Origin of the sequence: Bradyrhizobium sp. Y36 (assembly GCF_002531575.1) — a bacterium.
Taxonomy (GTDB): domain Bacteria; phylum Pseudomonadota; class Alphaproteobacteria; order Rhizobiales; family Xanthobacteraceae; genus Bradyrhizobium.
In genome coordinates this window covers 32,590-51,902 of the sequence record NZ_NWTI01000011.1, presented here as the reverse complement: position 1 = coordinate 51,902, position 19,313 = coordinate 32,590, and the positions used below count along the sequence as shown (strand labels likewise).

Annotated in this window: 20 protein-coding genes and 1 tRNA gene; 10 read left to right on the top strand and 11 right to left on the bottom strand. The window is 65.0% G+C overall.

All coding sequences use genetic code 11. The features are described 5' to 3' along the window. Positions 1-25 precede the first annotated feature (25 nt). The 8 genes from CO669_RS19265 to CO669_RS19230 all read left to right on the top strand — a co-directional run bounded on the left by CO669_RS19265 (position 26) and on the right by CO669_RS19230 (position 9,476). Positions 26-1,210, top strand: coding sequence for a substrate-binding domain-containing protein (locus tag CO669_RS19265; RefSeq protein WP_198964105.1), 1,185 nt, complete (start codon positions 26-28; stop codon positions 1,208-1,210). 122 nt (positions 1,211-1,332) lie between these two features. Next, positions 1,333-2,109, top strand: a complete 777-nt coding sequence (locus CO669_RS19260; protein WP_097661518.1) for an ABC transporter ATP-binding protein — start codon at positions 1,333-1,335, stop codon at positions 2,107-2,109. Next, a complete protein-coding gene (locus CO669_RS19255) occupies positions 2,106-2,828 on the top strand; it encodes an ABC transporter ATP-binding protein (RefSeq protein WP_097661517.1) in 723 nt (240 codons plus the stop codon). The genes CO669_RS19260 and CO669_RS19255 overlap by 4 nt, the downstream gene beginning before the upstream one ends. Next, complete coding sequence (locus CO669_RS19250) at positions 2,825-3,835, top strand: branched-chain amino acid ABC transporter permease (protein WP_097661516.1); 1,011 nt, start codon at positions 2,825-2,827, stop codon at positions 3,833-3,835. Before CO669_RS19255 ends, CO669_RS19250 begins: the two co-directional genes overlap by 4 nt. After that, positions 3,832-4,914, top strand: coding sequence for a branched-chain amino acid ABC transporter permease (locus tag CO669_RS19245; protein ID WP_198964104.1), 1,083 nt, complete (start codon positions 3,832-3,834; stop codon positions 4,912-4,914). The genes CO669_RS19250 and CO669_RS19245 overlap by 4 nt, the downstream gene beginning before the upstream one ends. A 174-nt stretch (positions 4,915-5,088) precedes the next feature. Next, complete coding sequence (locus CO669_RS19240; RefSeq protein ID WP_198964103.1) at positions 5,089-8,211, top strand: EAL domain-containing protein; 3,123 nt, start codon at positions 5,089-5,091, stop codon at positions 8,209-8,211. A 137-nt stretch (positions 8,212-8,348) separates the two neighbouring features. Next, entirely contained in the window at positions 8,349-9,338 is a 990-nt protein-coding gene (locus tag CO669_RS19235) for a sensor domain-containing diguanylate cyclase (RefSeq protein WP_245444391.1), read from the top strand. Positions 9,339-9,399: 61 nt separating this feature from the next. Next, positions 9,400-9,476, top strand: a tRNA-Arg gene (locus CO669_RS19230). 113 nt (positions 9,477-9,589) lie between these two features. Here CO669_RS19230 and CO669_RS19225 read toward each other — a convergent pair. Together CO669_RS19225 and CO669_RS19220 are read right to left on the bottom strand one after the other, a co-directional pair. Continuing rightward, complete coding sequence (locus CO669_RS19225) at positions 9,590-10,363, bottom strand: siderophore-interacting protein (RefSeq protein ID WP_097661513.1); 774 nt, start codon at positions 10,361-10,363, stop codon at positions 9,590-9,592. Positions 10,364-10,386: 23 nt separating this feature from the next. Further along, complete coding sequence (locus CO669_RS19220; RefSeq protein WP_097661512.1) at positions 10,387-11,877, bottom strand: MFS transporter; 1,491 nt, start codon at positions 11,875-11,877, stop codon at positions 10,387-10,389. A 133-nt stretch (positions 11,878-12,010) separates the two neighbouring features. Between CO669_RS19220 and CO669_RS19215 the strand changes: the two genes are divergently transcribed. After that, positions 12,011-12,961, top strand: coding sequence for a LysR family transcriptional regulator (locus CO669_RS19215; RefSeq protein ID WP_097661511.1), 951 nt, complete (start codon positions 12,011-12,013; stop codon positions 12,959-12,961). A 114-nt stretch (positions 12,962-13,075) separates the two neighbouring features. Here the strand turns inward: CO669_RS19215 and CO669_RS19210 are convergent, their stop codons facing one another. Together CO669_RS19210 and CO669_RS19205 are read right to left on the bottom strand one after the other, a co-directional pair. Then, positions 13,076-13,285, bottom strand: coding sequence for a hypothetical protein (locus CO669_RS19210; protein ID WP_097661510.1), 210 nt, complete (start codon positions 13,283-13,285; stop codon positions 13,076-13,078). 94 nt (positions 13,286-13,379) lie between these two features. Beyond that, positions 13,380-13,823, bottom strand: coding sequence for a TspO/MBR family protein (locus tag CO669_RS19205; RefSeq protein ID WP_097661509.1), 444 nt, complete (start codon positions 13,821-13,823; stop codon positions 13,380-13,382). Between the two features lie 43 nt (positions 13,824-13,866). Between CO669_RS19205 and dinB the strand changes: the two genes are divergently transcribed. Next, the gene (gene dinB / locus CO669_RS19200; RefSeq protein WP_097661508.1) at positions 13,867-14,967 is read left to right on the top strand and encodes a DNA polymerase IV; all 1,101 of its coding nucleotides are present in this window, start codon (positions 13,867-13,869) and stop codon (positions 14,965-14,967) included. Between the two features lie 123 nt (positions 14,968-15,090). Here the strand turns inward: dinB and CO669_RS19195 are convergent, their stop codons facing one another. From CO669_RS19195 to CO669_RS19165, 7 genes are all read right to left on the bottom strand, one after another. Beyond that, positions 15,091-15,384 carry a hypothetical protein gene (locus CO669_RS19195; RefSeq protein WP_097661507.1) on the bottom strand — a complete coding sequence of 98 codons (294 nt, stop codon included), beginning with the start codon at positions 15,382-15,384 and terminating at the stop codon, positions 15,091-15,093. A gap of 203 nt (positions 15,385-15,587) precedes the next feature. After that, positions 15,588-15,881: a DUF1330 domain-containing protein gene (locus tag CO669_RS19190; protein WP_097661506.1), complete on the bottom strand. Its 294-nt coding sequence runs from the start codon at positions 15,879-15,881 to the stop codon at positions 15,588-15,590. A gap of 25 nt (positions 15,882-15,906) precedes the next feature. Then, entirely contained in the window at positions 15,907-16,593 is a 687-nt protein-coding gene (locus CO669_RS19185; protein ID WP_097661505.1) for a DNA-3-methyladenine glycosylase I, read from the bottom strand. Between the two features lie 121 nt (positions 16,594-16,714). Continuing rightward, on the bottom strand, positions 16,715-17,251 hold the full coding sequence (locus tag CO669_RS19180; RefSeq protein ID WP_097661504.1) for a GNAT family N-acetyltransferase: 537 nt from the start codon (positions 17,249-17,251) through the stop codon (positions 16,715-16,717). 122 nt (positions 17,252-17,373) lie between these two features. Further along, entirely contained in the window at positions 17,374-18,111 is a 738-nt protein-coding gene (locus CO669_RS19175; RefSeq protein ID WP_097661503.1) for a di-trans,poly-cis-decaprenylcistransferase, read from the bottom strand. Positions 18,112-18,142: 31 nt separating this feature from the next. Next, positions 18,143-18,517, bottom strand: coding sequence for a transcriptional regulator (locus CO669_RS19170; RefSeq protein ID WP_198964102.1), 375 nt, complete (start codon positions 18,515-18,517; stop codon positions 18,143-18,145). Next, the gene (locus CO669_RS19165; protein WP_097661501.1) at positions 18,504-19,121 is read right to left on the bottom strand and encodes a hypothetical protein; all 618 of its coding nucleotides are present in this window, start codon (positions 19,119-19,121) and stop codon (positions 18,504-18,506) included. The genes CO669_RS19170 and CO669_RS19165 overlap by 14 nt, the downstream gene beginning before the upstream one ends. Positions 19,122-19,313 lie beyond the last annotated feature (192 nt).

The window sequence follows — 19,313 nt, the reverse complement described above, 5'->3', positions numbered from 1 at the left end:
AAACGTTGAATCAGGAGGGACCATCGTGCGTCGATCACTCATCATAACAACAACCATTCTCGCGCTCGGCGCGGGCGCCTCCGCGCAGGCCGACGATCTCAAGATCGCGCTGATCTACGGCAAGACCGGCCCGCTCGAAGCCTACGCCAAGCAGACCGAGACTGGCCTGAAAATGGGCTTTGAATACGCCACCAAGGGCACGATGACGCTCGACGGTCGCAAGATCGTCATCATCACCAAGGACGATCAGGGCAAGCCGGATCTCGCCAAGGCCGCGCTCGCCGAGGCCTATCAGGACGACAAGGCCGACATCGCCATCGGCACGACCTCGTCGGCCGCCGCGCTCGCCATTCTCCCTGTCGCCGAGGAGAACAAAAAGATCCTGATCGTCGAGCCCGCGGTCGCGGACCAGATTACCGGCGAGAAGTGGAATCGCTACATCTTCCGCACCGCGCGCAACTCGTCGCAGGACGCGATCTCGAACGCGGTCGCGATCGGCAAGCAGGGCGTCACCGTCGCAACCCTGGCGCAGGATTATGCGTTCGGCCGCGACGGCGTCGCCGCCTTCAAGGAGGCGCTCGCCAAGACCGGCGCGACGCTGGCCGCGGAAGAATATGCTCCGACCAGCACCACCGACTTCACCGCGGTCGGCCAGCGCCTGTTCGATGCGCTGAAGGACAAGCCGGGCCGCAAGGTGATCTGGGTGATCTGGGCCGGCGCCGGCAATCCGCTGGCGAAGCTCCAGGACATGGACCCGAAGCGCTACGGCATCGAGCTGTCCACCGGCGGAAACATCCTGCCGGCGCTGGCTGCCTATAAGGGCCTGCCGGGCATGGAAGGCGCGACCTATTACTACTACGACATCCCGAAGAACCCTGTGAACGACTGGCTGGTCGCCGAGCACCAGAAGCGCTTCAATGCGCCGCCGGACTTCTTCACCGCGGGCGGCTTTGCTGCCGCGATGTCCGTCGTCGCCGCCGTCACCAAGGCCAAGTCGACCGACTCCGAGAAGCTGATCACGGCGATGGAGGGCCTGGAGTTCGACACGCCGAAGGGCAAGATGGTGTTCCGCAAAGAAGACCATCAGGCGCTGCAGAGCATGTACGCCTTCAAGGTCAAGGTCGATCCGAATGTCGCCTGGGCCATCCTCGAGCCGGTGCGCGAGCTGAAGATCGAAGACATGGACGTTCCCGTTCGCAACAAGCGGTAAGCCGTCTTGCTTCACCTCTTTGGGGGTCTCGCCAGTGGACCCTCCACCCCTCCCCCGCAAGCGGGGGAGGGAGCGCAGCGTGACCTGCGGATATATTCGGTTTCATCATTTGTAGATTCTCAATGACGTTCTCCCTCGAAACCCGCGACCTCACCATCCGCTTCGGTGGCCATGTGGCGGTCAACAGCGTGACCTGCACGTTCCGCCCGGGCGAGCTCACCGCGATCGTCGGGCCGAACGGCGCCGGCAAGACCACCTATTTCAATTTGATCTCGGGCCAGCTGCGCGCATCCAGCGGCAGCATCCTGTTCGACGGCACCGACATCACCCAGCAGTCCGCGCCGATGCGGACCCGCGCGGGCCTCGGACGCGCGTTCCAGCTGACAAATCTCTTTCCAAACCTCAGCGTGGAGGAGAACGTCCGGCTTGCGGTGCAGGCGGCGAACGGCACCCATTACGACATGCTGCGACCCTGGATGGTGCGCCGCGACCTGATCGCGCGCGCCGATGCCATCCTCGACCAGGTCGCGCTCGGCAGCCGCCGCGGCGTCGCGGCTACCGCGCTGTCGCATGGCGACCAGCGCAAGCTCGAGGTGGCCCTGATGATCGCGCTCGAGCCGAAGGTCTTCATGTTCGACGAGCCGACCGCGGGCATGAGCATCGACGAGGTGCCGGTCGTGCTCAACCTGATCGCACAGCTCAAGCAGGACAAGAGCAAGATCATCCTGCTGGTCGAGCACAAGATGGACGTGGTGCGCTCGCTCGCCGACCGCATCATCGTGCTGCATAACGGCCAGCTCGTCGCCGACGGCCCCCCGGCCGAGGTGATCGCCTCGCCGATCGTGCAGGAGGCCTATCTCGGCGTTGCTCCCAAGACTGCTGCAGAGAGCGCCGCATGACCGATCTCTTGAAACTCTCCGGCGTGCACACCCATATCGGCCGCTACCACATCCTCCAGGGCATCGACCTCGCCGTCCCCCAAGGACAGGTCACGATGCTGCTCGGCCGCAACGGCGCCGGCAAGACCACGACGCTGCGCACCGTCATGGGCCTGTGGCAGGCTTCAAGCGGTGAGATCAGCCTCGCCGGGATGCGTATCGAGAGCCGCGCGACGCCCGACATCGCCCGGCTCGGGGTCGGCTATGTGCCGGAGAGCATGGCGGTGTTCTCCGATCTCACGGTGAAGGAGAACCTCGTGCTGGCGGCGCGAGATGCTGCGATGGACGACAAGCAGCTGGAATGGATTTTCGGCTTCTTCCCGGCGCTGCGCCGCTTCTGGCTGTCGCGCGCGGGCAGCCTTTCAGGTGGACAGAAACAGATGCTCTCGATCGCGCGCGCCATCATCGAGCCGCGCAAGCTGCTCCTGATCGACGAGCCGACCAAGGGCCTGGCGCCGGCCATCGTGATGGCGCTGATCGAGTGCCTGAAGGAGATCAAGCGCAAGGGCGCGACGATCCTTCTGGTCGAACAGAATTTCTTCGCCGCCCGCGAGCTCGGCGACAAGGTGCTGGTGATGGACAACGGCACCATCGTCCACCGCGGCGAGATGGCGGCGCTGGCCGCCGACGTGCCGCTGCAGGAGCGGCTGCTCGGCCTGAGCCTGGAGGCACCCCAGTGACTGACCTTGCCGCAACCGATCCGCTGCCGAAGCCGAAGCGCGATCTCGCGCCGATCCTGCTGCCGGTGGCGCTCGCGCTGCTGATGATCCCGCTGATCGGCTCGACCTCCTCCTGGCTGACGCTGACCGCCGCGAGCCTTGCGATGGGCATGATGATCTTCATCATGGCCTCGGGCCTGACGCTGGTGTTCGGCCTGATGGACGTGCTCAATTTCGGCCACGGCGCCTTCATCGCCGTCGGCGCCTATGTCGCGACCCTGGTGCTGGCGCCGTTCGCGGCCTCCATTCAGGCCGATTCGCTCTGGATGAACCTTGCGGTGCTGGCGCCGGCCGCGCTGCTGTCGATGGCGGTGTCGGGCGCGCTCGGCCTCGTCGTCGAGCGCGTGCTGATCCTGCCGGTCTACGGCCAGCACCTGAAGCAGATCCTGATGACGACAGGCGGCCTGATCGTCGCCGAGCAGACGATGTATGCGCTGTGGGGGCCGCAGATCATCCCGATGCCGCTGCCGGCCTCGCTGCGCGGCTCCTTCATTCTCGGTGACGTCGCGATCGCCAAGTACCGCGTGCTGGCGATGCTGATCGGCCTTGCCGTCTTCATCGCGATCCAGCTCGTGCTGAATCGCACCAAGCTCGGGCTCCTGATCCGCGCCGGCGTCGAGAACCGCGAGATGGTCGAGGCGCTCGGCTACCGCATCCGCCGCCTGTTCCTCGGCGTCTTCATGACGGGATCGGCGCTGGCCGGCCTCGGCGGCGTGATGTGGGCGCTCTATCGCGAGCAGGTCCACGCCTCCATGAGCGACGACCTCACCGTGCTGATCTTCATCGTCGTCATCATTGGTGGTCTGGGGTCGATCGGCGGCTGCTTCATCGGCGCGATCCTCGTGGCCATGGTCGCCAACTACGGCGGCTTCCTGGTGCCGAAACTCGCCCTCGTGTCCAACATCCTGCTGATGGTCGCCATTCTGATGTGGCGGCCGCGCGGCCTCTATGCGGTGACCAGCCGATGATGATCCTCTCAGGCGATCCGCCGCGTAGCCGCGTCCTCACGCTCGTTCTCGTCGTCATCATCCTGGCGCTGGCGGCGACGCCGTTCCTGTTTCCGGGAGCGAAGGCGCTGAACGTCGCGGCCAAGATCTGCGTCTTCGCCGCACTGGTCGCCTCCTACGATCTGCTGCTCGGCTATACCGGCTCGGTGTCGTTCGCCCATACCATGTTCTACGGCATCGGCAGTTACGCGATCGCAATCGCGCTGTACGGCATGGGCCCGAACTGGGCTGCGGTCGCCACCGGCATCGTTGTCGGCCTGCCGCTCGCAGCCCTGCTCGCGCTTGCCATCGGCCTGTTCTCGCTGCGCGTTGCGGCGATCTTCTTCGCCATGATCACGCTCGCGGTCGCCTCCGCCTTCCAGGTCCTGGCCTCGCAATTGTCCTGGCTGACCGGCGGCGAGGACGGACGAAGCTTTCAGCTGCCGGAGCTGCTTCGCCCCGGCACGGTGCTGATCTCGAAGAGCCTCTTCGGCTTCGAGATCAACGGCCGCATCCTGACCTTCTATCTGGTGTTCGCCGTCTCGGCCTTGATGATCCTCGCCTTGCTCCGCGTCGTGAACTCGCCGTTCGGGCGCGTGCTGCAGGCCATCCGCGAGAACCGCTTTCGCGCCGAGGCGCTTGGCTTCCGCACGGTGTTTCATCTCACCTACGCCAACTGCCTCGCCGCGCTGGTGGCCGCCGGCGCCGGCATTTTGAACGCGCTGTGGCTGCGCTATGCCGGCCCCGATACCTCGCTCAGCTTCTCGATCATGCTGGACATCCTGCTGATGGTCGTGATCGGTGGCATGGGCACGATCTATGGCGCGATCATCGGCGCCAGCATCTTCATCCTCGCCCAGAACTATTTGCAGTCGTTGATGGGCGTCGCGTCCAAGGCTGCCTCGGAAGCCGGCCTGCCATTGCTGCCGGGATTGCTGCACCCAGACCGCTGGCTGCTTTGGCTTGGCCTGCTGTTCATCGCCAGTGTCTATTTCTTTCCGACGGGCGTGGTGGGGCGGCTGCGGAATCCGGCCGGCGACAAGGGCGGCGGCTCGCATTAACACACGATTCATGATGCAACGCAGCGTTGACGGTGCACGCCCTGCAACCGCGACGTGATTCCCGCCCCGCTGAATAGGGGCGCAGCCACGCAACCCGATTAATGCTTAGGTAACTGGCTTTCCTAAGGTTTAGGCCATTTGTGCGGTGTATTCGTGTTCCTCCAGGGAGGGGGAATGCGCCAGGTTTTTTCCACGGTGGCAACCGGATTGTCTCGAGCCGCAAGGAACGGCTGGGAGGCTTTGACGCGGCGTGGCCCCGTCCTGTGGTTGACCCTGTGTGGCGTGTTTCTGGTCGCCGGCATCTTCGGCGTGACCGCCATGGCCGTCGGCGAGTTTCGCGAACGCACGCTGGCCAATCGCGAACGTGAGCTGGAGAACACCGTGCAGCTGATCGCGCGGCACTTCGATCAGCAATTCGAGGATTCCGACGCTGTCGCCGCCGACCTGATCGGACAGATGAGCCTGACGGAGATCACCTCGCCGGCAATGTTCCGCGAGCGGATGTCCGGATCTGCGGCGAACCAGATGCTGCGCAGCAAGATCAGCTCCGTGTCCTATCTCGGCGATATCGCGCTCTACGATGCCGACGGTGAGTTGATCAACTGGTCGCGGGCCCAGCCGCTGCCCAAGATCAACGTTTCGTCCCGAGCCTACTTTCAGACATTCAAGACCGATCCGCGGTCCGAGCCGGTGCTGCTGGAATCCGTCCGCAGCTTCATCATCAACAAATGGACCACGATCGTCGCGCGCCGCCTGAACGGCGCGGACGGCACCTTCCTCGGCGCGATGGTCCGCCGGATCGATCCGGACAGCTATCAACACTACTTCGCCTCCGTCGCGCTCGCCGAGGGCACGGCGATCTCGCTGTTTGATCGCGAGGGCAAGATGCTGGCCCGCTATCCGCACCGCGAAGAGCTGATCGGCCGGAGCTTCAAGGATGCGCCGCTGATGCAGAAGGTGCTGACCGAGGGCGGCCAGCAGGCGCTTCGCGTCAGGAGCCCGATCGACGGCGAAGAACGGCTCGGCTCGGCCGCGTCGCTGACGCACTTCCCGCTCGTCATCGTCGCCACCAACACCACGGCCGCGGCGCTGGCCGACTGGCGCCAGCAGACCGGCTTCATGGTGACGACCGCCGCGCTTTCGGCAGCCGTCATCGCGCTGATCCTCTACCTGATCATCCGCCAGATCGGCCGGCAGAACCATGAGGCGCAGCAACGGCTGGAGGCGGAGCGGCTGCGGCTCGACACCGCCCTGAACAACATGTCGCAGGGACTGATCCTCTACGATGCGAACGGCACCATCGTCACCTGCAACCGCCGCTACGCCGACATGTTCGGCCTCTCCCACGACGTCATCAAGCCCGGCTGCCACATCCGCGAGGCGATGTACCATCGCAAGGAGCGCGATGCGTTCGACGGCGACGTCGAGGCGTTTTGCGCCGACGTCATGAGGGTCGTGGCCGAAGGCACGGTCTCCACGCGCACGCATCAGCTCGCCAACGGCCGCGCCTTCCAGGTCATCAACACGCCGCTCGCACAAGGCGGCTGGGTCGCCACGATCGAGGACATCACGGAGCGGCGCAGTCTCGAGCAGGAGCGCGACCGCAACCACACCTTCCTGCGTGAGATCATCGACCATATCCCGTCGCAGATCACGGTGAAAGATGCCCGCACGCGGCAATACCTCCTGCTGAACGGCGTCGCCGAACAGCTGTTCGGCCGGTCGCGCCAGGAGGTCATGGGCAAGACCGCTTTCGACATTTTCCCCGAGGCGCACGCTGCCCACATCACCGCGGACGACAGCAGCGCGCTGCAATCGGCCAAGGGACTGTTCAAGGACGAGCACGCCTGGCAGATGCCGGGCATGGGGCTGCGCTACATCACGTCGACGCGGATCGGCATCCGCGACGACGCCGGCGAGCCGCGCTATCTCATTCACGTCATCGACGACGTCACCGAACGACGCCGGGCCGACGACAAGATCGCGCATATGGCGCATTACGATGCGCTCACCGACCTGCCGAACCGCACGCTGTTCCGCGAGCAGATCGAGCGCGAGCTGGCGAAGGTCGCCGGCGGGGATCAGTTTGCGCTGCTCTACATCGACGTCGACGAATTCAAGGGCATCAACGATTCGCTCGGTCATCACGTCGGCGACGAGCTCTTGAAGGCGATCGCAAGCCGCCTGCGCGGCTGCCTCAAGGAGGGCGACCTGATCGCGCGCCTGGGCGGCGACGAATTCGCGGTGATCCAGACCGGCATCCAGTCCTCTGCCGAGGTGCTGTCGTTCGTGACCCGGATCTACCAGGCGATCCGACAGCCCTATCATTGTCTCGGTCATCAGCTCTCCACCGATGCGAGCATCGGCATCGCGCTGGCGCCGCAGGACGGCACCGATCTCGACCAGCTCGTCAAGAACGCCGACCTCGCGATGTACGGCGCCAAGGCCGAAGGGCGCCGCACCCACCGCTTCTTCGAGCCGGAGATGGATGCGAGCGCGCGGGCGCGCCTGAGCATGGAGCAGGATCTGCGGCAGGCGCTGGTGAATGGCGGCTTCGAGATCCACTATCAGCCGCTGGTCGACCTGCACACCAACGTCGTCACCGGTTGCGAGGCACTGCTGCGCTGGCGCCACCCCGAGCGCGGCATGGTCTCGCCCGCGGAGTTCATTCCGGTCGCCGAGGACACCGGCCTGATCACCGAGCTTGGCGACTGGGTGCTGCGCATGGCCTGCAACGAGGCCGCAACCTGGCCGACGCATATCCGCGTCGCGGTCAACGTCTCGCCGGTACAGCTCAAATGCGACACGCTGGCGCTGCGGATCGCGGGGGCGCTCGCCGCCTCCGGACTGGATCCGCGCCGGCTCGAGCTCGAGATCACCGAGGCCGTGCTGATCCGCGACGACGAGGCCGCACTCTCGATCCTGCACCAGCTCCGCTCGATCGGCGTGCGTATCGCGCTCGACGATTTCGGCACCGGCTATTCCTCGCTCAGCTATCTCAAGCGATTCCCGTTCGACAAGATCAAGATCGACCGCTGCTTCGTCGCCGACATCGCCGAGAGCAGCGGCGCGCCCGTGATCGTGCAGGCGGTGGTCAACATCGCGGCCGCCAGCAGCATGACCACGGTCGCCGAGGGCGTCGAAACCGAAGCGCAGCGCGAGATGCTGCGCGCACTCGGCTGCACGCAGATGCAGGGCTATCTGTTCAGCGCGCCGAAGCCCGCCATTGAGGTGCGAAAGCTGTTCGGCGCTGGCGACGGCTTGCCCGGAATCTTGCCGGTGGCGGCGGTGGCGTGATGGCAAAGCCGGTGAAGCCGTCAGGAAAGACCTCGGCCAAGACCTTGACCAAGACCTTGACCAAGACCTCGACCAAGACCCCAGGCCAGAGATCGACCAAGTCCGTCGACGTCGCGGACTCCTATGCCGTGCGGCTGATGCAGCATCTGGTGGTGCCGACCTTCGTGATCGACCCCAAGCGGCGCGTCGTGATCTGGAACAGGGCCTGCGAGCGGCTGACCGGCCTTGCCGCCTCCGAGGTGATCGGCACCAACAGGCACTGGCAGGGCTTCTATGAGACCAGGCGCCCCTGCCTTGCCGACCTCGTCGCGCTCGATCGTCCCGAGCAGCTGCCGGAATTCTATTCGGAATATGCCGCGCGGGGTCATAACGGGCTCGGCTTTTCCGCGGAGAACTGGTGCACGATGCCCAAGCTCGGCAACCAGCTCTATCTCGCCATCGACGCCGGCCCCATCCATGATGAGGCCGGACATCTGATCGCGGTGGTGGAGACGCTGCGCGACCTCACCGACCAGAAGCGCGCCGAGATGGCGCTCAAGGAGCTCGCCACCAAGGACGGTCTGACCGGCCTGTCGAACCGCCGATCGTTCGACCAGATGCTGATGAGCGAGTGGGCCCGCGCCCATCGCACGCAGAAGCCGCTGGCGCTGCTGTTCGTCGACGTCGACCATTTCAAGCTGTTCAACGACCACCACGGCCACCAGATCGGCGACGAATGCCTGCGCGCGGTCGCCTCCGTCGTCAGCCGGCACGCCGTGCGCCCGCTCGATCTCGCCAGCCGCTACGGCGGCGAGGAGTTCGCGCTGATCCTGCCCGATCTGGATTGCGACAGCGCCTGCGTCGTCGCCGAGGAGATCCGCGGCGCCGTCTTGGCCTTGCGGATCGCCCATGGCGCCGCGGGCGCCGGCGACCACGTCACCCTCAGCGTCGGCGTCGCCAGCCACATTCCCGGTGCGGTCGACGGCGGCCCCGACCGGCTGCTGGGCGCGGCCGACGAGGCGCTCTATGTGGCCAAACGCCTCGGCCGCAACCGCGTCATCTGCGCCGAAAGGGTGCTCGCCGAGTTCGCAAGCCTCGGCCGGGAGGCGGCGGCGGTTCCGGCCCCTTCCCGACGCAAAACGGCTTAGAACGCAATGTGCCGAGAACCGGTTGCCCGCCCCGCCCCAATCGGCTAAACGAGCGAGCACTGCACCCGTAGCTCAGCTGGATAGAGCGTTGCCCTCCGAAGGCAAAGGTCACACGTTCGAATCGTGTCGGGTGCGCCAAATGCCGGCCATTTCCCAATGCCGGCCATTTCACACCATGGCTCGCCATAGCCTCATCGCGACATCGACGACGATCGGCCGGGCGACAGTGCCTCTTCGCCGCCCATGAACGGTCATTGGTCTCCGTCGCTGTCGCGGAAATCCGTCTCACCCTTCTTCCAATAGCCGGACATCGTGAGGCGGTTGCGCGGCATGGTGCGGTCGAGTTGGAAGTGGCGGCGGACGGTTCGGACGACCGAGGCTTCGGCCGCGAACCATACCTCGCTGTTCTCGTCCGGCAGGTCCGCCATCATCATCGCTGCGGAAAGATCGGTCGCGGTCCCCGCGTCACGGCCGTTTCGGGGAAGCCAGGCCACCTCGACATCGGCTTTCGAGTGGATGATCTGGGCGTCGGCGTCCTCGGGGATTTCGACGAATGCCTCGACGGCAAGCCCGGCCGGCAGAGCTTCGAGGATCGCACCGATGGCGGGCAGTGCAGTCTCGTCGCCACCGATCAGCAGATGCGTGACCCGTGGGTCAATCCGGAAGCCGGACCGCGGACCGGCTATCTGGACGACATCCCCAGGCTTGGCGGACTGAGCCCAGGTCGAGCACGGCCCGTCACCGTGAAGAACGAAGTCGATATCCATCTCGCACGGGCTTTCGCGGAAGTGGCGGATGGTATAGGCGCGCCCGCTCGGCTTCTCGTTCTCAGTTGTTGGGACGAAGAGCTTGACCCACTGCGCCGGGCGGCGGACGGGGAAATTCATCAATGCCGTCGACGCGAGGGTGACGCGCCGCATGTGTGGCGTGATGGGCGTTGTCTTGCGCACCTCGGCCACGCGCAGGCGGCGTTCGGGCGGGATCTGGCGCTCGGCGCCCGATGTCGGTGAAAGATGATTTTGCATGTGCGTGTTCCCTGGCTGCCGGATCAGGCGCGATGCCGACGCCGGACAAGTGTGGTGAGGGAGATGAGGAAGGCGGCCGCCGCCATAGCCGCCGCGATGCGGAAGGCGAAGCGCATGCCGTCCGTCACCATCTCGGGTGTGGCGGCCGCGGTGTCGCCGCCGACGACATGGGCAAAGAGCGCGCCCATCAGCGAAGCGCCGGTGATCAGGCCGAGATTGCGGGCGAGCGCCAGCAGGCCGGAGACGAGTCCGCGCTGTTCGGGCCGGGCGTCGGCCATGACGGCGGTATTGTTCGGGGTCTGGAAGAAGGCAAGGCCGACGCTGATGAACAGGATCGCGAAGATATAGGTGGCGACCCCGCCGCTCAGCGACACCCAGGACATCGCCAAGGCGCCGACCGCAAAGATTGCCAACCCGATGACCATGGCGAGTTTGGCGCCGATCCGGTCCGCGATCATTCCTGCCGGCACGCCCATGATCGCTGCGGCAAGCGGCCCGACGGTCATGACGAGGCCAACCATGCGGGTGTCGAGACCGAGCGCCTTCGAGAGGAAGAACGGCCCAAGCACCAGCGTCGCCATCATCACTGCATAGACCAGCACGCTCATCACCATGCTCAACGAGAGAAGCGCATTGCGGAACATGGAGAGCTTCAGGAGCGGTGAACGCGCCTTGACCTGCACCGCGAGGAACAGCACGAGGCCGACGAGAGCGCCGAGACCGAGCTGCAGCACCAGCTGCGAGCCGAATCCTTGCTTGCCGGAGAACGTCATGGCGAGCGAATAGGCGCCGAGCGTCAGAGCGAGCAGGATCGTCCCGAGCCAGTCGAACCCTGCGGAGGGAGCAGGATGCTTCGGCGCATCGACGGCATTCGGCAGGTACCGGCTGATCAGCAGGAAGGCCAGCAGGCCGAAGGGCAGGTTCACCCAGAACACCGCCTGCCAACCGAAGGCGGCGAGCGCCAACGAGCCGAGCGACGGCCCGAGCGCGATGCCGAAGGACACCATGGTGGAGAGCACGCCCATGGCGAAACCGGCGCGCTCCTTGGGGAAGACCTCGCCGACAAAGGCGAAGGACAGCGCCATCAGGATCGCGCCGCCCAACCCTTGCCCGGCGCGGCCGGCGATGAGGAGTGCGAGATTGGATGACAGCGCGCAGACGATGGAGGTCGCCATGAAGATGGCGAGGCCCCAGAGATAGAGCCGCTTCTTGCCGAGTTGGTCGCCGAAGCGGCCGACGCCGACGATGAGCGCGGTGACGACGAGCAGATAGCTCACCACGACCCATTGCACCGCGCTGAACTCGACGCCGAGATCCTTCACCAGGGTCGGCAGAGCGACATTGATGATGTTGGTGCCGAGCTGGGAGAGCAGGATTGCAAGCGACAAGCCGGTCAGCACCATGCCCGTACGGACGAGCCGGTGGTGGGGATACACCACGTGCGGATGCGGTTGCGGTGCCGCACGTGCCGCTTCCTGCGGCTGCGACGCCAGGGGATGTGTATTTTGAGGCATATCGGGGTCCAATCGAAGATGTCCCTTCCGGGAGGGTTGGGTTCATCCTTCGATAGTGCCGGCCCCATATTGCATACAGTGCAATGACGCTATTATATGATTGCATCAGAAGCACGAATGAGCGCCGGCCATCATGCCCCTCAAATCCGCAGCCAAGCGCCCTGTCCCGCCACTCGACATGAATTTGCTGGTAACCCTAGATGCCCTGCTCTCGGAAGGCAGCGTCGTGGGGGCGTCACAGCGGCTGAACCTGTCCGCACCGGCCATGAGCCGTCAGCTCTCGCGTATCCGGCATCTCTTCGGCGATCCGATTCTCGTGCGTGCCGGACGCGGGCTGGTTTCGACGCCGCGGGCTGAAGCGCTGCGTGAACGTTTGCACGGCCTCGTGATGGAGGCCGAGGCGCTGGTCCGCGGCGAGGACGAGCTCGATCTCGCCCGGCTGGACCGGAGCTTTGTCATTCGTGCCAATGACGGCTTCGTCGGCACCTTCGGGGCGGCCTTGGCGTCGCTCGCTGCCCGACAGGCGCCGCAGGTTCGGCTGCGTTTCGCCCATCAGGACAAAGAAGATGTCGAGGCCTTGCGGGAGGGCCGTGTCGATGCCGATATCGGCGTCATCGGCGCCATGGGACCGGAAATTCGACTACAGGCACTGTTCCATGATCGCTTCGTCGGCGTGGTGCGTCCCGGCCATCCGCTGACGGACGGCGTCACGCCCGAGAGCTTCGCCGCCTTCCCGCATGTCTCGGTCTCACGCCGCGGACGCTTCTCCGGTCCGATCGACGAGGCGCTGACGGCGCAGGGCCTCACGCGCTTCGTGTCGATCGCGGTGGCGAATTTCGCCGACGCACTGGCAATCATCAGAACCTCCGACCATGTGGCCGCCGTCCCGGCCCGTCTCACGGAACGGGCGCGCGCCGGTCTTCGCAGTTTCGAACTGCCGGTGACGACCGACGCGCTCGCGGTGTCACTCGCCTGGCATCCCCGTCTCGAGGCCGATCCTGCCCATCGGTGGTTGCGCGGGATGATCCGCGAGGCTTGCGCCGACGAACGGCGAAAGGCTGGCGCCCGCGCATCCAAACGGTGACCCGCTCAGCGGGTTCTAGAGCATTCGAAGCAGCTTAAAGGAGGGCTATGGCGTAGACGTAGTTCTCATCATCGCTTGGCGCGGCGCTAATCTTGTCGCCCTTGCAGGCCGAGCTCACGTCAGCATCGCGACAATCGCCTGGATCTGGTCGGAGGCCGACGAAACCAATCCGTCATATGACGTCTGGCCGTGCGCGGCGGCGTTCAGGATGCATTCGGCTACGGCTGCTTTCAGGCCGAACACCGATTGATGGGCCGGTACGCTCGCCATCACCGTCTCCAGCGCTTGACGCATCGTCTGAATGAGCTCGGAGCTGTATTGCATGGGCTGTCCTCCGCGAGCTCATATTAGGCCGCGTGACCATGCTTGCCACTCACAAGCCTGAGATTGCTCTTTGAACTGGTCGAGACCGGATGTCTCAATTCAAACGCCAGATGGCCGCATTGAGCACGCCGGCAAACGCGACCCAGGCTGCGTAGGGCACGAACAATGCGGCGGCCAGCCTGTCTCGTGATGCCTCGATGCCGATGTAGCTCGCGATCGCGACGAACATGCCGACGAGGACGACGAGCGCGGCGCCGATCTGGTGCATCGTGAACATGACCGGCGACCAGGCGAAGTTCAGCGCGAGTTGCGCAGCCCAGGCCAGCATGGCCTTGCCTGACGGCTCGCGGCGAAAGGTCCGCCAGCCCGCGATGGCGATCATGATGTAAAGGATGGTCCAGGCCACCGGGAATGCCCAGTTGGGCGGCACGAAATCCGGCTTGGCGAGGCCGGCATACCACGCGCCAGGAAGATTGGTCGCACCGATCAACCATCCGATACCGACCACGCCCACCACGAAGCCCAACAGCTGAAACATCCCTCACCTCGCGCATATCATTACGCAATTGTATCATCTTTCCATGAGCGAATCCGACACTGTGATCGGCGAAGCCCCGCCTTTCCGCAAGATCATCCATATCGACATGGATGCCTTCTATGCGTCGGTGGAGCAACGCGACAATCCGGAGCTGCGCGGAAAGCCGGTTGCGGTCGGAGGCTCGGCCGAGCGCGGCGTCGTCGCGGCCGCGAGCTACGAAGCGCGCAAGTTCGGTGTTCGCTCCGCCATGCCGTCGGTGACGGCGAAGCGGCAATGTCCCGGCCTGATCTTCGTCAAGGCGCGCTTCGAGGTCTACAAGGCGATCTCCCGGCAGATCCGCGACATCTTTGCCGAGCACACGGCGATCATCGAGCCGTTGTCGCTGGACGAGGCCTATCTCGACGTCACGGAGAATTTGCAAGGCATCCCGCTGGCGCGGGACATTGCCCTGCGCATCCGCGAGAAGATCAAGGCCGAGACCGGTCTCAACGCGTCGGCGGGCGTTTCCTACAACAAGTTTCTGGCAAAGCTCGCCTCCGATCATCGCAAGCCGAACGGTCAGGTCGTGATCGCCCCCGGAATGGGCGCGGCCTTCGTCGAAACGCTGCCCGTCGGCAAGTTCCACGGCATCGGCCCGGCCACGGCCGCGAAGATGAACGCGCTCGGCCTGTTCACCGGCCTCGACATCCGCAATCAGACGCTGGAGTTCATGAACGCGAATTTCGGCAAGTCCGGCGCCTATTACTATTGGATCTCGCGCGGCGTCGACGAACGGCCGGTCCGGGCCAACCGGATCCGCAAGTCGATCGGCGCTGAGACCACCTTCTCGACCGACCTTGCCGAATATGGCGCGCTGGCCGCCGAGCTCGGACCTCTCGTCGACAAGGTCTGGCGCCATTGCGAGGCCACCGGCAATCGCGGCCGCACCGTCACGCTGAAGATCAAGTTCGCCGATTTCGAGATCATCACGCGCAGCAGATCCGCCGCCGCGGCGGTCGCGACCCGCGACGATCTGGGGCGGCTGGCCTGCGGCCTGCTCGAGGTCGAGATGCCGCTGCCCAAGCGCGTCAGGCTGCTCGGGGTCTCGCTGTCCGCCCTTCAGGCCGGGGACGATGCGGAGCCGCAGCTGACGCTGGGCATTTGAGCCGGATTGGAGATGCCCTCCGCGAACGGCGGCATCCCCTTCGGCAACCCGGCTCCGAACCCGTGATAGACGGCGGCGGAATTTTCCAACCCGCCACCGCCAGGAATCGTTCAGCCCGGCCGTTCAATGCCTCATGTGCTCGAACACCACGATGACGCCGGTCGGCTCGGGCTCGTGCGCCATCAGGCGCGTCAGCTCGGAATCGCCCCAATCGGCGAGGCTGACGACTTCGCCGCTCTGACGATCGGCCGCCAGCGAGGCCGTGGGCTCGAGCACCTTGAGGCCCATCTCGTCGACGAAGAACGTGTGTTCGCCGAACATGCTGTTGAGCTGGGGCATGGCGGGATGCTCATCGGGCAGCACCTGAGCGCCGAGTTGATTGACGGTCTGCTTCACCTGGTCGGATGTGAGCTTCATGAGCTGCTCCGTTCTGTCACGTCGGTTTCAGTGAGTTGAGCCAAAGCAGGCGCTCCCTGCGCCGATGTCGCCTGGCTCAGACTCCCGAACGGGTGCTGCGTACGAATGTTCCGGTGAAATGTTTTTCGTGATCGCGCGTTCCATCCGCCGCGCGCGCGGCAAGAGATCGCCACAAGATGCACACGATTCGCCGACCGAGTCCGCTAATCGACAGCTTCGACGATCCGGATATCGCGATCCGCGCCATCACCGAGCAGGTCGTGCGCGGCCTTGTAGGCCGGGCTCTCATATGCCGCCTTGGCGCTCGCGACGCTGTCGAACTCGATGAGAACGACGCGCTCCATCTGGCCGAGCTCGAAGACGGCCGCGGGCATGCCGCGCGCGACGACGCGGCCACCCGCCGCTTCGATGGCCTGGCGCGACACCTTGGCATAGGCCGCCATCGCATCGGGGTTCTTGATCGCGCGATAAGTCGCAACCCAATAGGCTTTGGCCATGTTCTTCCCCTGGTTGTCGTATGTGTTATTCGCTGCGGTTCTCGCCGACCGACAGCGCGCAGATCCGTGACAGATAGGTATAGGGCAAACCGGTCTCCTCGGCCCAGGCGTTGAACTGCGCCTGCACCTTGGCAAGATCACCCTTCGACTTGACCTCCTCGGCAATGTCGAGACCGGCATCGCGCAGGCAAACCACCACGTCCCCGGACGTCACGAAACCGTCCCACCCGAGGAATCGCAGCAGCATCTGCCCGGTGTTGCCACCAAGCCGGCTGCCGCGCTTGGTCAGGAGATCGAGCAGGCCGATCTCGTTGGACGAGGGCCATTTCGCCAGAAACTTGCCGAAGCTGCCGTGCTCCTTCGCGATCTCCTGCACGAAGCCGGCATTGTCCCGCACCGACATGATCTTGGCGCCGTTGCGCACGATACGCACATCGCGCAACAGGCCTTCCCAATAGTCCTCGGGCTGGAAGCTGAGCTTCGCCGGCTGGAAATGCAGGAAAGCCTCTTCAAAGCCATCCCATTTCGAATCGATCACGCTCCAGGCGAAGCCGGCGCAGAACACCCGCTTCGTCATCTCCGCGAGGACGCGGTCGTCGCCGAGCTTCGCAAGCCGTTTCAGATCTGGCTTTGCCGGCATCAGCTTTTCCAGGGCCTTGGCCCCGCCCTTGCGCTTCTCGGCACGGGCACGAATGGTCTTGAAGGAGGGCATGCGGACACAAGCGGTTGAGCGCCCGCCACGACATCAGAATTCGTCGATCCAGTCCAGCCCTGGTGCTGGCGTGACCGCCCGGCCCAGCCGGGGGCCATCTGCGCCCGCCAGCGCGGGCTAACTAGCGCGACAGGCGCTTGGCGAGGTGGACCGATTGCCAGTCTCCGAGCCCGGTGTCGTTGAAGCCCGCCTTCTTGGCGAGGCCGCGCATTTCGGCATTGGTGCGCGCCGTCTCGGCGGCAATCATCTCGTGCCCGAGATCGAGCGCACGCGTTTCCATCGCCGTCATCATCTGAAGACCAAGGCCCTTGCGCTGGAAGGCATCGGCAATCGAGATGGCGAATTCGCCATGCCGGGCCCTCGCGTCGTAGGCATAGAGCGCTTCGCCGATGATCCTGCCCTGCCCGTCCTCCCTGAGTTCGGCGAGCAAGGTGAAGTTGTCGAGGTCGATGCTCCTGGCGATGCATTCGGCCGCAATCACGCCGGGATCAGATCGCGCGCCGCTGAACCGCTTGTTGCGTGACGTCGTGGAAAGGGCGGTGAAATAGACCGACAGATTCTCCACGTCGGATGCGCCGGCGGTCCTGATGCAGACCATGCCCTTCGCGTCGGCCAGTTCGACCGGCTCGACGACCGCTCCCGGAAACAGCTGTGACATGCGTGATGCTTTCGGCAGGTTGCTGGGACTTGCAGACCTAGCCGAGGCAGCGCTCCATCCGCTTGGACGCGTCTGCCAATCATGCGGATGAAAACGAACAAGGCGTTTTCGTGTGCCGCGCGTCACACACGCGAGAGCGACGGCACCTCCTCGGGCATGATCGCCTGAAGGCCGCCGAAGCGGCGCTCGCGGCCATGGAAGGAGGCCAGCGCCGCGGCGAGATCGCTCGCGTCGAACTCGGGCCACATCCGCTCGGTGAAGTGCAGCTCGGCATAGGCGCCCTCCCAGAGCAGGAAGTCCGACAGCCGCTTCTCGCCCGAGGTGCGGATGATGAGGTCGACGTCGCGCAGGCCGGCTTCGCCGGTGACGAGCTGCGAGAAGGCTTCGCGGGTGATGCTGGTCAACGCCGCCGCCTTCGCCGCAGCATTGAGGATGGCGTCGCGCGCGGAATAGTCGACCGCGATCCGCAGGTGCAGCGTGGCACCATCGGCGGTCGCCTCCTCGGCGCGCGAGATCGCCGTGGCGATGCCTTCAGGCAGGCGGTCGCGGCGGCCGATCACGGTGAGGCGCACACCGTTCTTGACCAGGCTCTGGACTTCATTCGCGAGGTAAAAGCGAAGCAGGGTCATCAGCGCCGCGACCTCGGTCTTCGGCCTTCGCCAATTGTCGGTGGAGAAGGCGTAGAGCGTCAGCGTGCCGATGCCCTGTTTTGGCGCGGCCTCGACGATGCGGCGAATGGTTTCGACGCCGGCCTCGTGGCCACGCACGCGCGACAGGCCGCGCCGCGTCGCCCATCGCCCGTTGCCGTCCATGATGATGCCGACATGAAGCTTTTCGTTGCGGGATGCATCACTTTGCATTGCAAAGTCTCCGGTCAAAAAAAGGGGAAGATCAGGTCGAGAGGATGCCGAGGCGGCCGAGCGGCGGCGCCTCGCGGCCGGCGGCCTTGGCGGCGTCGCGCACCAGGCGCTCGAGCACGGCGAGATAGTCGAGGAAACGGCGGCGGCCGGTCTTGGTGAGACGGCACGTGGTGTGCGGGCGATTGCCCTCGTAGCCCTTGGTCACGTCGACGAGGCCGGCCTCCTGGAGCACGGCAAGATGCCGGCTGAGATTGCCGTCGGTGAGACCGCAGAGCTGCTTGAGATCGGCGAATGCCAATCCCTTGGGATGCGCCATCAGCGAGGTCAGGAGCCCGAGCCTCGCCTTCTCGTGGATCACGCGGTCGAGCCCTTCGTAGGAGAAGGGTGCGCTGTCAGTCTTCGACATCATGGTCTCCGGACGCGAAATGCAGAATGGCCGCCATCACCGATTGCCCGATCACGAAGGGTAGCCCCATGGTCCATGGCGACAGCGTGTGGGTCTGGCTCGCAAGCACGACCACGGCGAATCCGGACACGAAATACCAGGCACCGGCGAGCGCGACGGTGCGGGGCAGCGAGCGGACGGATGCAAAAATGCCGATCGACACCAGGATCTGCCACAGGCCCGGCAACAGCCATAACGTCTCGCTCGCGAACTTCCACATCACCACCGCAAGCAACACGCCGGCAACGCCGGCGGGCAGGAATTGCTCGACCGCCTGATGGATCATGGCATCCGCCAGACCCGAATGATGGCGGTGCGAGCGCGCACGCATCTCAATTCCGATCATCAGGACGGAGAGCGCAGCGGCGATGAACCAGCCGATAAAGAAGCCGAGCGGCTCGCCGGTGGGATCGCCCAATAGCCAGAATTGCAGGATTGCGGTGAGCAATGCGACCGCGGCGGTCGCGATCATCGTCGCCGGGCCGTAGCCGCGGAACGCGGTACCGGCCGCGATCTGACTGCGGATCGCCACGATGTCGGCCAGTGCCTTGTCGAGATCGCGCAACGCCAGAACCTCGCTCCGAGCGCATTTCCGGGATTGCTCGTCCCGATACTTTGTATCGCAAAGTATATAGCGATGCAAAGTAAACGCAAGCGCGAATTGGCAGCGAGAGGATTTACGCCGCAGCAAACAACTGCCGGTTGCACTAGCCGTGGTCCCGCAGATAAGATGCGCCCAAAAGCGTCCGGGGGGCTG